This window comes from Motilimonas cestriensis (assembly GCF_021295315.1).
Lineage (GTDB): Bacteria > Pseudomonadota > Gammaproteobacteria > Enterobacterales > CBDFNC01 > Motilimonas > Motilimonas cestriensis.
In genome coordinates this window covers 1-14,889 of sequence record NZ_JAIMJA010000040.1, presented here as the reverse complement: position 1 = coordinate 14,889, position 14,889 = coordinate 1, and the positions used below count along the sequence as shown (strand labels likewise).

Below are 14,889 nucleotides of genomic sequence, written 5' to 3'. Positions count from 1 at the left end.
GTACCTGTCAAGGCATTTAGTAGACATTATCTCGCAGCCCTTTAACTATCTACTTTTTTCGGGATTCCACTTTAATAATAAGTTGACATAACTTTACCTGATTACCACTTAAACTCCGCTCCATTGAACTACACTTATTGAGAGTGAGTTTGAAGGGTATCCAGCATGGCGAAGAACAAGGTTCAATTTCAAAAAAGCATTTCAATTCATAAGTTTATATTGATGTACGGTGACGAAGAACAGTGCCAGAAACGGCTGTTTGATATGCGCTGGCCGACAGGCTATCGCTGCCCACAATGTAACCATGATAAGTATTGCCAGCTAAAATCTCGTCAGCTCTACCAGTGCAACCAATGCCATCATCAAGCTTCTTTGACAGCTGGAACGCTGTTTTCCGCCTCAAAGTTACCGCTCAGAACGTGGTTTTTGGCGATTTACCTTATGACTCAAGAGAAAAATGGTATTTCTGCACTAGAACTTTCCCGTCAACTCGGAATTTCCTACAACGCAGCATGGCGAATGAAACACAAGCTAATGCAGGCGATGAAAGAACGAGATGATGAAACACCGCTTGATGGTTTCATCCAACTGGATGACGTTTACTGGGGCGGTGTCCAGCGCGGCACACGAGGGCGTGGCGCAAAAGGGAAACGCCCCTTCGTTGCTGCCGTTTCAATGAATGAGAGCGGCCACCCAATCCGCATGCGCTTTAGCGCGGTTGAGGGCTTTAAAACTAAAGAGCTAACCAGTTGGGCTAAAGCTCACTTGACGCCGAAATCTCTTGTTATATCCGATGGCTTGGCTTGCTTTAGAGGGGTTGAGCAAGCAGACAGTTTTCATCAGGCTATTGTTACCGGCGGTGGCCCTGACTGTGTGGAGTTGCCCTATTTCCAGTGGGTCAACACCATGATTAGTAATGTGAAAAACTCGATGCATGGGACTTACCATGCCATCAACAAGAAACATTTACCCCGATATCTTGGAGAGTTTTGCTTTAAGTTCAATCGACGCTTTAATCTCGAGAAAATGCTCGAACAACTCATTTATTCATGTATTCAAACAGCACCGATGCCAGGGCGGTTGCTCAAGTTAGCTGAAACTCGGTGGTAATCAGGTAACTTTATAAGAACATTTTGGTGATATTTATGTTTATTTCAGCACGACATTTTAACCAAATAAATATGTTTATTCGACGATTTTCTCAGACGTTATTTTTGTTTGCTACGGCCTTTTCTTTTTGTACTCAACTAGCAATAGCGCATCCTGGAGGCGTTGACAAATACGGAGGACATACGTCGTCTAAAACAGGCAAATATCATTGTCACACAGAAAAATGTAAACGTGCTCAATTACAAGTTGAAAATGCTACCCAAGAAGCTAGGCGTGAAAAGCGCCAGTTTAGTTCAGTATATAATAGGGATGATTGGGATCATTGGTTAGATAAAGATCGAGATTGCATTAATACTCGCCATGAGGTTCTTGCGTCAAGTTCGCTTAAGCCTGCTAAGATGTCTCCTGACGGATGCTATGTTAGCAACGGCGTATGGTATGACCCATACAGCGGGAATAAATACACAAGGCCTAGCGATCTAGATATTGATCACATTATTCCTTTGGCTTGGGCTCACCGTCATGGCGGGGCTTCTTGGTCAAAGAGTAAGAAGGCTTTATTCGCCAATGATTATGAAAATCTACTAGCTGTTGATGATGGGTTAAACCAGTCAAAAAGCGCAAAGGGTCCGGATAGATGGATGCCACCGAATAAAGATTACCATTGTGAGTACTTGAGCCACTGGAAGTATTTGATTGAGAAGTACAGCCTTTCCTATAGTGATAAGGGTGCTAGGAAATTTAATAAATTATATTCAAGCTGCAAATCTTAATGTTTCTGACCAAACATTTTTAATATAGTTTCTAGAAATGTAAAAGTCAGCACTGCCTCAACTATTGAAATAGAGGCGAACTAAAACGCACAATTAGCAAGTAAGGCTCAGTCGTAAATGTGCCCAGACTGTGTGAAAACTCTTGATCAAGATTCGCTAATCATTAGAATATATTCTAGTAGTTAGATTAATCTTCTCGGAGTTATTCTCCATGTCTCGTTTCATTTCAGGCCAAGGCCGACATCAAGCCACTTTATTCCCAGAAGTATTGGATGATTTTATCTCCGTTGAGAACCCAGTTAAGGTTATTGACGTTTTCGTGAATGAGCTTGATTTGGAATCTTTAGGGTTTCAACAAATGGTGCCTAAAGGTACTGGTCGTCCAGGCTATCACCCCTCAACTATGCTAAAGCTCTATATTTACGGTTACCTCAACCGAATCCAGTCATCTCGTAGGCTGGAAAAAGAAAGTCACCGAAATGTTGAGTTGATGTGGTTATTGGAACGATTAACACCTGACTTTAAAACCATTGCTGATTTTAGAAAGAATAATGGCAAAGGGATTAAAAATACCTGTCGCCAGTTTGTTGAGTTATGCCGCCAATTAAATATGTTTGATGATTCCGTCTTTGCTATTGATGGAAGTAAATTTAAGGCGGTAAACAACAAGTCAAAAAATTACACACCCAGTAAAGTACAGTTCCATATTGATCGAGTCGAAAAGAGCATCCAAAAATACTTGGGCCAAATGGATGCCAAAGATAACGCTGAAAACGGTACAAGTAATACAGTTTCAGCATCTAAATTAGCATGGCTTAAGCAACGTTTAGTTGAGCTAAAGGAAATTAAAAAACAAGTGAATGAGCATCCTGATAAACAGGTGTCACAAACAGACCCAGATGCACGTTTAATGAAAACTCATCATATGGACCGGCAAGTTTGTTACAATGTCCAAAGTGCGGTTGATACAAAGCACCATCTTATTGTGAGTCATGATATTGTAATGACAACGGATAGAGGGCAACTCAGCCTAGTAGCAGAGCAAGTTCAGAAAACACTAGGAAAGAAGGATCTAACAATCATTGCCGATAAAGGCTACTTCAGTCGTCGAGATATTAAGGCCACGCAAGACCTTGGAATGACAGTTAATGTGCCACAAAGTAACACCTCAGGTTCGGCAAAAAAAGGGATATTCGACAAAGCACAGTTTCAATATGATGAGCTTCAGGATATCTATGTTTGCCCAGCTGGAAATGAACTACCGCATCGACGCAATGTTACTGAGGCGGGTCTTGAACAAAAAGTCTATGTCAATCAAATCGCCTGTAGAGACTGCAATATAAGATCAAAATGCACTACCTCATTACGCGAGCCCAGGAAAATGAGACGGTGGATATACGAAGAAGAAATTGATGCAATGCAAAAAAGGCTAGATGCCGATCCAGACTTACCTGTGATTCGTAAACAGACTGTTGAACACCCATTTGGCACCATTAAAATGTGGATGGGGGCCACTCACTTTCTCATGAAGCGAAAATGTAATGTGAGTATAGAAATGAATCTGCATGTTCTTGCCTACAATCTAAAACGAATGATGAACATTATGGGAACATCTGAGCTGATAGCGGCCATTCGTCGATAAAAGCAATTTGTTGTTTATTTAACTCTCAATACCTACTAAAAGGCCAAAGTCATCACTTTCGTCTCATATCAACACTACAAAACCAAGATCACTATTTAGCGATAACTAACAGAGCCAGCCGATTGAATATCGATCGAGAACAGACTAAACCGTCAAATTTATCGTTTTCACACAGCCTGTGCCATGAACTGCCGTTGAAGGTTAAATAGAGCGTGGCCTAATCGTCATGAATTAGGGTGCTGGAAAATTAAGGCTTTGCTTCAAAAGCGTTCATGTTTGACTGACCCAAAAACAGCTTACTTCAAGAGCAAAGCGATCATTATGAACCGAAAAAAAACTAGCTAACTTCCAACCTTCTTGCTCGCTGTTTTCTGAGGATTTAATAGGTAGCGCTTTGTGCTCGATGCCAGTGGTATTTAGTGCAACCAAAAATGATCGATTTCAACAAAGAGTCATTAATATTCCTGCATTCTTAAAATGTTAGTTTTGTGCTCAACCCCCCATATAGAGTACTGTCCCCGTGAGTTCTTTTTCACTCCAGTCAGTCAAGCTATGAAATAAAATAGTCATCTAAGCTTCATTTCTCTGTCATATTCAAACCTTAGTATTCGATTGTGAACCGCAATACAGCGGTGACAATTATTGCGAAAGGTAATGATATGACGTTAAGCCACTCACCTCAGCCAATTCTGTCCACAGACGATCTTGGCATAATCTATCCCGGCGGAATTGAAGCATTACGTGCAACCTCAATCAACTTTCAACGTGGTGAATTCACAGTGCTGCTAGGTTTATCAGGTGCGGGAAAATCATCCTTATTGAGGTCACTGAATCATTTGGTGAAACCTACCTCGGGTAAAGTGATTTCTGCTGAATTCGGAATACTGGATAATCAAGGCATACTGCGCCGGCATCGACGCAAAACCGCGATGGTGTTTCAGCACCATCAACTGATTCTGCGTCACACAGCCCTGCAGAATGTACTCATGGGGCGACTGGGATATCATTCATTCTGGCGTAGTTTATTGCCGCCACCCAAAACCGATCTTGAATTGGCATTGCATTGTCTGGATCGCGTTGGCCTTGCTGACAAAGCCCTGGTGCGGGTCGATCAATTATCAGGTGGCCAGCAACAACGAGTAGGTATTGCCCGAGCTTTGGCTCAGCAGCCGAGTATTATTCTGGCGGATGAACCTGTCGCCAGCCTGGATCCATCCACATCCGAAAAAATTTTGTCTCAATTGAAACAAATCTGTGCCGAAGACGGCATTACCTCTATCGTCTCATTGCATCAGCTTGAATATGCCAAACGTTTTGCCGATCGCATCATTGGTTTAGCTCAAGCCCAAGTGGTGTTTGATGCCGCTCCGCAAGAGCTCGATGACAAACAGCTCAAGTTGATTTATCAACAATCGGCCAACCCCAAAAGAAAAGATAAACAAACCGCCGATACGCAATCCAATTCTTCTTATCAACATTTACCCACTAAAACGGCAACACAACTGGAGATAGCAAAATGAAACTGTTTAAACAAATACTCTTAGCCACCACCTTGCTGGTGACAGCCATAAGCCCCTGTATGGCAGCAGATGCCGATCCGGATATGCTCAAAGTCGCCTTGCTGCCGGATGAAAACGCTTCCGAACTAATCAAGCGCAATGAACCCTTAAAAAATTATCTGGAAGCCAAGTTAAACAAAAAGGTGGAATTAATAGTCACAACCGATTATTCATCCATGATTGAAGCGATGCGCTTTGGCCGTATTGATCTGGCCTATTTCGGCCCGCTGTCTTATGTGATGGCCAAATCAAAAAGCGATATTGAACCGTTTGCGGCAATGATAATCGACGGTGTACCGACATACCGTTCCATTTTGATCGCCAATACAGAGTCAGGCATTGATTCCTATGCCGACATTAAAGGTAAAAAAATGGCCTATGGCGATCGCGCCTCAACGTCCAGTCATCTCATCCCGAAAACGGTTCTTTTAGAGGAAGGCGGCATCGAAGCGAAAACCGATTACGAACAACACTTCGTCGGCTCGCATGATGCTGTGGCTGTCAATGTGGCCAATGGTAATGCAGATGCAGGCGGGCTCTCTGAGGTGATTTTTAAGTATGTGGTGGAACGTAAACTCATTGACCCGGCAAAAGTTAAAGTTTTGGGCTATAGCAAACCTTATCCACAATATCCCTGGGCAATGCGCTCCAACCTTAATAAGGATCTCAAAGTGAAAATTAAAGATGCGTTTGTCAGCCTGGATGACAAAGAGATATTGAAGAATTTCAAAGCAGAGGGATTTGCACCGATTACCGATGCTGATTATGACGTGATACGTGTTATGGGTAAATTACTGAATCTTGATTTTTCCAAGATGTAAGGATGATTTATGAATACCTACCTGATTACACAAACAGATGTGCTGCAAAGTTACAGCAAGAACTGGAAACGTAAAACCCTGCAGGTGGTGACCTTATTGGTCATCGTTCTGCTGGCAGCCTGGTATGTGAATGTACTGAACTTCGAAATTTTGGCAAATGGCTTGCCTGCAATAGGAACGTTGGCTGGCGAGTCTTTCCCACCGGACTTTACCAACCTTCAAAACTGGTTTTCACCCTTGCTGGATACGCTAGCAATGAGTATTGCCGGTACCGCAATTGCAGTTATATTTTCTGTGCCTATGGCATTTCTGGCAGCGCGTAATACCTCACCTCATGGTGTGATCTTTCAGCTGGCGCGCATCGTTCTAAATGCCCTTCGATCCGTTCCGGAACTGATTATGGGGATTATTTTTGTGGCTGCCGTCGGCTTCGGTGCCTTACCCGGTGTGCTGGCTTTAGCGCTGCATTCCATCGGCATGGTAGGTAAATTCTTTGCCGAAGCGATTGAGCACGTGGATGACGCTCCGGTGGAAGCCGCCCGTGCCGCTGGTGCCTCACCGATGCAGGTGCTCTATCACGCAATTCTTCCCCAAGTGATGCCGCAGTTTGCCGATGTCGCAATTTATCGCTGGGAATATAACTTCAGAGCTTCGACAATCATGGGCATGGTAGGCGCTGGCGGTATCGGTTTTGAACTTATGGGTTCACTACGCATTATGCAATATCAGGAAGTATTGGCTATCCTGCTAGTGATTCTGCTGATGGTCACATTGGTCGATGCCTTGAGCGGCCTGTTACGCAAAAAATTCAAGTAGGAGATAACGATGAAACCAAAATTGGTAATTACGCATAAAGTACATGAAGAGGTGTTGGCCATATTAGCACCGCATTGTGAGTTGATCACGAATCAGACCCCGTTCAGCTTATCACGCAACGATACAATGAAACGGGCGAAGGATGCAGAAGCCTTGATGGTATTCATGCCGGATCGGGTAGATACCATTTTTTTAGAGTCTTGCCCGCAACTGAAGGTCATTGGTGCGGCATTAAAGGGCTATGATAATTTTGATGTCGATGCCTGCACTGAACACAATGTCTGGCTGACCTTTGTACCAGACCTATTAACAGTACCCACAGCTGAATTAACCATCGGCCTAATGGTCGGATTAATTCGGCATATACGGGCGGCGGATCAACATGTACGTATTGGAAACTTTAAGGGCTGGCTTCCACAGTTTTACGGAATGGGAATTGAAGGATCCACTATTGCGATTATCGGCATGGGTGCAATTGGTCAGGCCATTGCACAAAGGCTGAGCGGTTGGGGTGCAACCTTAGTCTATACCGACACTCAGCCTCTGGATGCAGAACAACAAGCAGCATTAAAATTTGAATTTTTGTCTTTGGACGACGCCCTTGCTCAGGCCGATATCGTGATTATGGCACTGCCATTAAACTCGCAAACGCAACATCTTTTAAATACACAACGTTTACAGCAGATGCGGCCCGGTTCATTTTTGGTGAATCCCTGCCGTGGGTCTATTGTTGATGAAAGTGCCATTTTAGATAAGCTTAATAGCGGCCATTTAGCCGGATATGCCAGTGATGTTTTTGAAATGGAAGACTGGGCACGTCTCGACAGGCCAAAGGAAATCAATCCCAATTTATTAACACATCCCAACACCTTGTTCACGGCACATATCGGTTCAGCGGTGAGCAAGGTCAGGTTAGCCATTGAAACACGTGCGGCTGAAAATATTCTCAGGGTTTTGAACGGCGAGCCTCCATTGGATCCGGCCAACCAATTACCCGCACAAAAGGAAATAGCATGCTCAATCTGATCTGGCTGAAAAGTTTGATCATGGTGATTGAGCAGCGCAGTTTTCAGGCAGCTGCCGAGCAGCTGGGATTAGCCCAACCAACTATCTCGCAGCATATTCAGAAGCTGGAAGAAACGCTCTGCGTATCCTTGATTCATCGTGTGCGTAGCGGTTGCCAGCCGACTGAATATGCCCTTCGTCTTTTGCCGTATGCGCAGAGCATGTTGCGACTACAAGACAGAGCCTTGCTGGCTGTGAATCAACCCTCCATGAGAATTGGAGCCAGTTCAAATATCGGCATTTATCTGTTGCAGCCTTACCTGCAGAATTACCGGCATAAACAAGCGTTTATAAATGACAAACTGGATATCGTAATAGACAGCAACCCAGTCGTTGCCGAAAAACTGGAAAATGCTGAAATCGATATCGCCTTGATGGAATGGTGGCCAGGTAAAGCTGGTTTTGAATCTCAAATCTGGAAAACTGAAGCATTAGTCTTGATTACGCCTCCAGATCATCCACTTGCAAAACTGTCATCGATCAGTAAATCAATATTGTCCGGGCTGAATTTGTTAGGCGGAGAATCTGGCAGCGGAACAGGAAGGATACTCAAAAACTACTTGCAGGAATGCCAGCATTTTCCCACTGTATCAATGCAACTGGGCAGCACAGAGGCCGTTAAGCAGGCGGTTCGGGCAGGCATAGGAATATCGCTGGTATTTGCATCGTCTGTTGTTGATGAGGTGCAACATGGAAGTTTATGTGCAATCCCTTTAGAGGATCATGCGCTAACAAAAGACATCCAGCTGGTCTGGCGGCAGCAATCGACCATTCAGCAAAAACAGCCGCAATTTGTTGAATATTTACTCAGTTCATAGGTCAATCTTTAACAAAAAATATGATACTGCTCCCACGCAAATATAGATTCACCCAACGTATGACTAGGCAAGCACTTTAAAAACACAAATGATTCTTAGGATCATTGGGTCAGAATAGTTTATTTTCGAGCAAATATTGGGAGATTTGGTCACTACGACATTTAAAGATAGCCGTTTAAGTTAATACTGAAACAGGCAAGAGAGAAGAGATTGTTTTAGGTGGCGGGTTCAAGATTCAAACTGGCTGTTTTATCTCTATCTAAAATAAGGCTACCGAGCGGCAGCTTTGCGGACCAATAAGCCATAGTGGGGTTGTCAGCTTTAGTCACGACACATATTAAAATTGTAAGGCCGATACACTTTATTGCATACTAGATTTCTTTAATTCTTGTAATTCTCTACGTAGCTCGAAATTCTCTCTAAGAAGATTCATCATCTTCTCCAAACAGAGGTCATGTTCGGCCTTAAGTTTTGAATATCGAGCATTTGCCTTCTTCTTTTGAGATGTAATAAGCTTTATCGAATCGGAATTTTCTGGATCTCTACTAGCGGCAGAACATCTCGTGTTTTCAGTATTTTCAATTGAATCACACAAATCAGGGTATCTTTCCTGTTTTACAAACCCTTTCTTCTTACCCGCCTCAATCGCTACATTATCTTTAGTGAATTTAAAGGAAGGAGAATTAGTATCAATGATCTGAGCTTTCCCAGACTTCAGTCGTTCAAAAGCTTCCCAGTATAAAGCTTCGCCTCTTAATTCAGTCACTCGATGATCTCCTTAACAGGAATTAAATTGTTTCGTGCTGCAAGGTGTTGCTCTACAACAGATATTTCTTTTTCTCGCTGAAGTGAAAAGGGACTTTTTTCACCGTATATGGAGATTTCTTCTTTCCATACTTCGATTTGATCAGCCATGATTTCGGCAGTGTCATCGTTGAAAATAGCATCACTACAATCGATACATGGAAGAATCGAGGTAAATGCGACTCTATCGCAAGGCTCTATGGAAGAGCACCCTCCTACTACAGTTCTCCGATATGATAGTCTGCCTGATCTTACTTCTTTCTCAGTTAGAGCGCGGTCTTCGTAGATTGAAGGGAGTATACCTTTATTTTTTTGCCTCTGAAGAGTTGCACCTGCGCCACCAAATAGGATTCCTTCATAATCAGAAATGTCATTACAAATAGCATCAACCTTCATGGTTAAAACTTCTTCTTGAAGTTCATTTATAAAATCGAATAATCCTTCATTCTGATTGGTACCTCTCTCTACAAAATTATTCGCATAGGCACTTCCATCAGTATAATAAACCGTCATTTTTTCTATTGGATGTTTGAGTTGATTGGCAATTACTGGAATTGATACTCCTCCACGAGCAGCATATACAACTAATGAACGGCGATACATGTGCCATGCAAAAGGGAATTCCTTGCCGACATCTATACCTTTTTTAGAAAAGTCGACCCATGGGTTGAAACTCTGCATCTCTTCTAGGTCTTCATTTGTAATGACAAAGGCCTCTCGACGCAGTGTATTGTTAGTACTGGCTCTCCATCCCTCTTTGAATGGCCGAGGGTTCACAACAAATATAGGCGTCTCGCTGTCAACCCTCGAACTATGGTTAGGAAAAAGAGGGTACTTATCTTGATTCACAGAATCCATATTCAGCGAATAATAGAACCTGTAGATTAACCTTGCACTGGCAAGAGCGCACTGATAGTAAAGTTCTGCTTGATCTGCCGTAACCCAGAACTGTTTCTTTGGAGAATTACCAGCAAACTTGAATGTATAGCTATCAAACCCGCAAATTACTTCTTCCCCATAAGTAACCCTTCGATAGCTATTTAAAGGGATTGCTCGTACTTCAGAGACCCTCATGCCAGTAAATTGAGAAATCATAGCTGCTGAAGTTTTTTGAATATAGCTAATATAGTTTGTTAATTCCTGAATGCTATCAACTTGTAACTCTTCTAATAGGTTAGCGATATCTGGATATGTTTCTTTAATATATTTCCATACCTGTCGAGCGATAGTAGCGTTACTCTTACGCCATTTCCCGAATTTGATTTCCCCTTTTTCTGCTCTCTCCTTAGTCACTTCGTAATGTTCCCAGGCTTTCTCTACTTCCGTTACGACCTCCATAAACTTAAAACAGGTCTCGGTACTTTGTTCGATAAGCTCGCTGAGCAACCTTATTGGAATGACAGGTGTTTGGATTTTTTCTCTAATTGCTTCATCCACGCGCTCCTGAGCTTGTTCAGCTACCAGTTTAGTTAAATCCACAGAGGGTATAAGGTTGAAATCGTTTACCTGATGCGATAGTTGCGAGAGGTGTTTAATCAGATTGTATAGACTTGCAAGCCTAACCCACTCTTGGTACCGACTTTCCGCCCCTTCCAATCTACATTCGATAAATTCGGTTTTACCTAAAACATCTGCGAACTTAATTCCAGAAGATAGAGCATATCTTGCTAAGTATTTTATTTGTATCCATAGCGCCATTACGCTGTTTACTGATAGCTGTCTTCGATACCATAAATTTAGAATGATTAATTTAGAATCTTGAATGATAGAATTGGCGAGCGGACTCTGTCTTTCAAAGACTCCATGATCTTCGGAAAATATACTTTCGAAATATATACGAGCATTTGGTCTTGACGTGTATAGAGAAAAATCCCAAACATTATCAGCAAAAACAGACAGAATGTCTCCGTTTCTTCGCCGACTTATAACATGGTTAGAATCAGGGGTAGAAACATCAGTAGATAGTGAATCAGGCGAAGTATGCTGAGCAATCCCTATAGTGTCATAGGGTACTAGTTGAACATTCACGAGTATGCCTCCAAATCAGCTAGTAGATCAAAATGACTCTGCCAATGCTTTGACAAATCTCCTTGCTTTACTTTATTCATAGCATCATCAACTAAAGATTTTTTAGCTGGAAATTGCTTTATTAGCTCTTCAAGTATTTCATCAATTCTATAGAGTATTGGTGCAAACTTAATGGCGTAGGAAGCTTCGTTTGCTGCGCGTTTCTGCGCGTATGGAAGCAATACCTTTAAACTAGTTATAAGGTGAATATCCTCTTCGTCAGCATGTAAAACATAATGCCTACAGAAAAAGCATGTTTCGCTTCTACTGCAGTTTGGCTCGGGTGCTGAGTCGGTAAAACCTTCGCTACGCTTAGCTTGAGATAAATCGTTAGCATTACAGTGGCCAGCAGGCGTTTTATGTAGACCGTTATTTATCTGTACAGGAATGTATTTGGCGCTTCTCGATGAATCTATTGCTTCATTCCACATTTCGTTCATGAATGTAGAAAGTTCTTTTAATCCAGCTATCTTCGGTGGATTGGAATAGCTCTTGAGGGTAGTTTTCACGTCATTCTGTAGTTTCCAAGCAACGGTATTGATGTCACCATTACTTAGATTCCAAAAAGACCATGAAACACCTTTTCTTAGCTCTCTAGGGGTATGCCACTTAACATTAGGTAAATGTCCTATTAGCCATTCTTTAAGAGTATCAATGGAGACTTTATTCAAAGGGGCGCATTTACCGATTCCAGAGATTCTAAAAAATCCTACTCTTTGAACATCTAAATCGAATTCAATTTCTCCCCACTGACGAAGCTTTTCATATTTCTTGTGGAATTGGTAAAACTCTTTCCCCATTGTTGGGTAAACTGTCTTATTACCCGCTCTAACCTTTAGCCCAGTGAAACTGTAGCCTCTAGGCGCTTTACAATTGATCGGCTCAGATTTCTCACAAGAGCTTAATCTTAATGCAGAGGTGACACCATTATTGGTACCTACAATCCCAATAAATGCAAGATAGTAGCAATACGTTGCAGAGTTATAGAGCGACTTTCGCTGTAAGTCTGTATTTAGGCTATTGGTCTTGTCTAGGCGTTTGATCCAGTTATCGTAAACAGACATTACACCAACGCATTCTCGCCAATCTGTATATCGACCACGCACTTCTTCTCTAGATACAATGCCAGCATCATCATTCACAAAAGATTTTGTATATGAAGCTTTGCTCAGGTGACTAGATCTTGAGAAAACATGTTTACCAAAGCCCCAATGACTTAAGTCTAATACAAAAGGAAACGGTTTTTCATTGATTAGTATGTCTGTGAAGCGCTCAAAAATAGCAAGCAATACTTGCACAAATTGGTTGCGTTCTAAGTCGTCTCCTGGAAGAGATTCTGACTTACCTTCTTTAATATGAGGTATCTTTAAGCTGACCTCGTTATCTGTTAACTCCAAGGCCCATGCCAATGCTTTTTTGGTAGATGATAGTTCAGCTGAAGCAGAGCGCTCTTTCAAACTACCTTCCGTACCGTCAGCTAAACGCGTGCTCAATACTAGATGTTCATAATAGCTATATACCGACTCAATCCAATCCTTATCATTAGATAACGACATCCCTTTACTATCAGCGAAATCAATAAACCTGGCTATCTTGCCTGCATGGCTATAAACAGTAGCTTGATTGTATGTGCTAGCTCGTAGTCCTTCGATTATTCGTTCGACATACTTTAGCCTGTCTTTAACGATAGATTCCTTAGCGACAGAACGGCTCTTATGGTTAGGGTTTCTTGCATTACTCCTTACTGAGTAACACCAACTTCCTACATCACAAGTTCTGCATGAGTTGTCGATATCGAATTCAAGCACTGTCATTTCGGGTTTCAGAACTTCTGTTATCTTGTCTGTAATGTGGATGATTATTTCTGGACGATACTCCATCAAACTCGATTCTCCCCGTAGATAGCTTCGAGAACTTTGTATCCGTCAAGAATAATAGCTTCATGCATTTCATTAATCGAATTAACGTTAAGCAGCGTTTCGTCAAAATTGACATATAGTCTAGAAGTAGCAATATCGTTATGGTTAAGAGCGGTTTTGACAGCTAGTTCCATATGAGTTGTTGTGAATCTTTTTTCAGGATCGTTGGCAAGCTTTCTAACAATGTTCATACCAAAGGTAGCTCTAAGGTCGTGCGGCGCAAACTCATCAAGTTCAGGCCGATCTTGTCTTACACGAGCAATGAAATTGCGAATATTTGCCCGAAAAGTGCTTCCGTTTTGAGGACTGAATGCAGGAGCATTGACAACCCAATGAGCAGCTTCATCTTGCCTCTTCCTGATCTCACTTCGCGAGGAATAGAATGGATTAGATTGCTCTGTTAAGAATACATAATTTTCATCGCTCAAACCGAAGAAGCTGCTTTTCATTCTTTTAGCGTTTAGTTCGCTATTTATATAGACGAACAATTTCTCAATAAGGGTCTTGGGGAACCTAAAGTTATTAGGCTTTCCAAACTTAGTATCGATTGGGAATCTACTTCTGTGAGAATGAATAAAAACCCAACTTTTACCAGTACGTTTAAGTTCGTCATATGCCTCTTTAATGTGGCCTACACGAAGGGTACATGCTGATTGAATCCGCGCTCCCGTATTGAGCATAGTCAGCATAATTAATTCGGTTGCTACTGAGCAATACTTTCGCTCCAAGCCCCACATTATTGCCTGTTGCTCGGCTATGGATAGAGGGCGCAATTCTCCACCATCCATTATTCTGTCTGGCCGAGTTTCTGCTTTTGTAACCTTGATAGAAATATCGGTTGTTTGGACCTCTTTAAATCGAGATAAACCCTCATTATTCAAAGTCTGAACATACCTCTTAAAGCTTCTAAATGGTCTAGATCCAATACGAGACTCATCTACAAGATTGTGGTTGAGTATACCTCTATAAAAAGCAATGACATGGCCGACATGTTTACTTGCGGTACTTGGAGCCATTCCTAGATCAATAAGTTCTTGTAGTTTATATCTGAAAAGATAGGTTGGTCGTCTTCTCGTTTGCGCTGGGAATTCAAGTAAATCTAGATCTTCGTCTTCAATGAACTTTAGATAAAAACACAAGCTTTTTGCTCGATCCTTGATTGATTCCATTTTTGATCTAAGAGCAGTGTTTAGGTGGCAAAGAAGGTAAGCATTGCCCAGATCCCATGGAACTCCGTTCCCATTCAAAATTACTGGCATCTCTGGCCAAAACCCAGGCTTTCTTTCCCATTGCCAACCATCTTCAAGACAACCTGCTGGATTTGTATAAATTGCTTTTCCTTCTTGAAATTTCTTTATATACACAACTCTTGCTTGTGAACGAAAGTGTTTGGAGGAATTAAATCTTCGTCTAGCCACTAAATTGCCTCTTAATAAATCATATGTTCATTTGTATATTTTTATAGGTAGATGTCAACTATGATTTTACTAGGTAG

Annotated in this window: 12 protein-coding genes; 8 read left to right on the top strand and 4 right to left on the bottom strand. The window is 41.9% G+C overall.

Translation table 11 applies throughout. The annotated features are described in order from the left end of the window. Window positions 1-165 precede the first annotated feature (165 nt). The 8 genes from K6Y31_RS21325 to K6Y31_RS21290 all read left to right on the top strand — a co-directional run bounded on the left by K6Y31_RS21325 (window position 166) and on the right by K6Y31_RS21290 (window position 8,604). The gene (locus K6Y31_RS21325; protein WP_233055058.1) at window positions 166-1,110 is read left to right on the top strand and encodes an IS1595 family transposase; all 945 of its coding nucleotides are present in this window, start codon (window positions 166-168) and stop codon (window positions 1,108-1,110) included. 35 nt (window positions 1,111-1,145) lie between these two features. Next, window positions 1,146-1,883 (top strand): HNH endonuclease, encoded by a 738-nt coding sequence (locus K6Y31_RS21320; RefSeq protein WP_014611282.1) that lies wholly within the window; start codon window positions 1,146-1,148, stop codon window positions 1,881-1,883. Between the two features lie 211 nt (window positions 1,884-2,094). Further along, on the top strand, window positions 2,095-3,525 hold the full coding sequence (locus K6Y31_RS21315) for an IS1182 family transposase (protein ID WP_154904126.1): 1,431 nt from the start codon (window positions 2,095-2,097) through the stop codon (window positions 3,523-3,525). Between the two features lie 614 nt (window positions 3,526-4,139). Continuing rightward, on the top strand, window positions 4,140-5,045 hold the full coding sequence (phnC, locus tag K6Y31_RS21310) for a phosphonate ABC transporter ATP-binding protein (RefSeq protein WP_425435127.1): 906 nt from the start codon (window positions 4,140-4,142) through the stop codon (window positions 5,043-5,045). Then, complete coding sequence (phnD, locus tag K6Y31_RS21305) at window positions 5,042-5,905, top strand: phosphate/phosphite/phosphonate ABC transporter substrate-binding protein (protein WP_007146139.1); 864 nt, start codon at window positions 5,042-5,044, stop codon at window positions 5,903-5,905. The genes phnC and phnD overlap by 4 nt, the downstream gene beginning before the upstream one ends. Window positions 5,906-5,914: 9 nt before the next feature. Next, a complete protein-coding gene (gene phnE / locus K6Y31_RS21300; RefSeq protein ID WP_007146138.1) occupies window positions 5,915-6,721 on the top strand; it encodes a phosphonate ABC transporter, permease protein PhnE in 807 nt (268 codons plus the stop codon). A gap of 9 nt (window positions 6,722-6,730) precedes the next feature. Continuing rightward, on the top strand, window positions 6,731-7,747 hold the full coding sequence (locus tag K6Y31_RS21295) for a phosphonate dehydrogenase (RefSeq protein WP_233055057.1): 1,017 nt from the start codon (window positions 6,731-6,733) through the stop codon (window positions 7,745-7,747). After that, window positions 7,735-8,604: a LysR family transcriptional regulator gene (locus K6Y31_RS21290; RefSeq protein ID WP_007146136.1), complete on the top strand. Its 870-nt coding sequence runs from the start codon at window positions 7,735-7,737 to the stop codon at window positions 8,602-8,604. Before K6Y31_RS21295 ends, K6Y31_RS21290 begins: the two co-directional genes overlap by 13 nt. A gap of 361 nt (window positions 8,605-8,965) precedes the next feature. On the opposite strand, the gene K6Y31_RS21285 is transcribed toward K6Y31_RS21290, so the two are convergent. From K6Y31_RS21285 to K6Y31_RS22470, 4 genes are read right to left on the bottom strand one after another with little or no spacing between them, the layout of a single operon-like run. After that, entirely contained in the window at window positions 8,966-9,370 is a 405-nt protein-coding gene (locus tag K6Y31_RS21285; RefSeq protein ID WP_014611287.1) for a hypothetical protein, read from the bottom strand. Next, window positions 9,367-11,436: an integrase gene (locus K6Y31_RS21280; RefSeq protein ID WP_014611288.1), complete on the bottom strand. Its 2,070-nt coding sequence runs from the start codon at window positions 11,434-11,436 to the stop codon at window positions 9,367-9,369. Before K6Y31_RS21280 ends, K6Y31_RS21285 begins: the two co-directional genes overlap by 4 nt. Then, the gene (locus K6Y31_RS21275; protein ID WP_007146130.1) at window positions 11,433-13,355 is read right to left on the bottom strand and encodes a hypothetical protein; all 1,923 of its coding nucleotides are present in this window, start codon (window positions 13,353-13,355) and stop codon (window positions 11,433-11,435) included. The genes K6Y31_RS21280 and K6Y31_RS21275 overlap by 4 nt, the downstream gene beginning before the upstream one ends. Beyond that, complete coding sequence (locus K6Y31_RS22470) at window positions 13,355-14,758, bottom strand: site-specific integrase (protein WP_040576533.1); 1,404 nt, start codon at window positions 14,756-14,758, stop codon at window positions 13,355-13,357. The genes K6Y31_RS21275 and K6Y31_RS22470 overlap by 1 nt, the downstream gene beginning before the upstream one ends. Window positions 14,759-14,889: the final 131 nt, after the last annotated feature.

Bases quoted from the DNA above. Each gene is read 5' to 3' on its own strand.
- K6Y31_RS21320 (WP_014611282.1), top strand. From the start codon at position 1,146: ATGTTTATTTCAGCACGACATTTTAACCAAATAAATATGTTTATTCGA.
- K6Y31_RS21295 (WP_233055057.1), top strand. From the start codon at position 6,731: ATGAAACCAAAATTGGTAATTACGCATAAAGTACATGAAGAGGTGTTG.
- phnD (WP_007146139.1), top strand. From the start codon at position 5,042: ATGAAACTGTTTAAACAAATACTCTTAGCCACCACCTTGCTGGTGACA.
- K6Y31_RS21290 (WP_007146136.1), top strand. From the start codon at position 7,735: ATGCTCAATCTGATCTGGCTGAAAAGTTTGATCATGGTGATTGAGCAG.
- K6Y31_RS21325 (WP_233055058.1), top strand. From the start codon at position 166: ATGGCGAAGAACAAGGTTCAATTTCAAAAAAGCATTTCAATTCATAAG.
- K6Y31_RS21275 (WP_007146130.1), bottom strand. From the start codon at position 13,355: ATGGAGTATCGTCCAGAAATAATCATCCACATTACAGACAAGATAACA.
- phnE (WP_007146138.1), top strand. From the start codon at position 5,915: ATGAATACCTACCTGATTACACAAACAGATGTGCTGCAAAGTTACAGC.
- K6Y31_RS21315 (WP_154904126.1), top strand. From the start codon at position 2,095: ATGTCTCGTTTCATTTCAGGCCAAGGCCGACATCAAGCCACTTTATTC.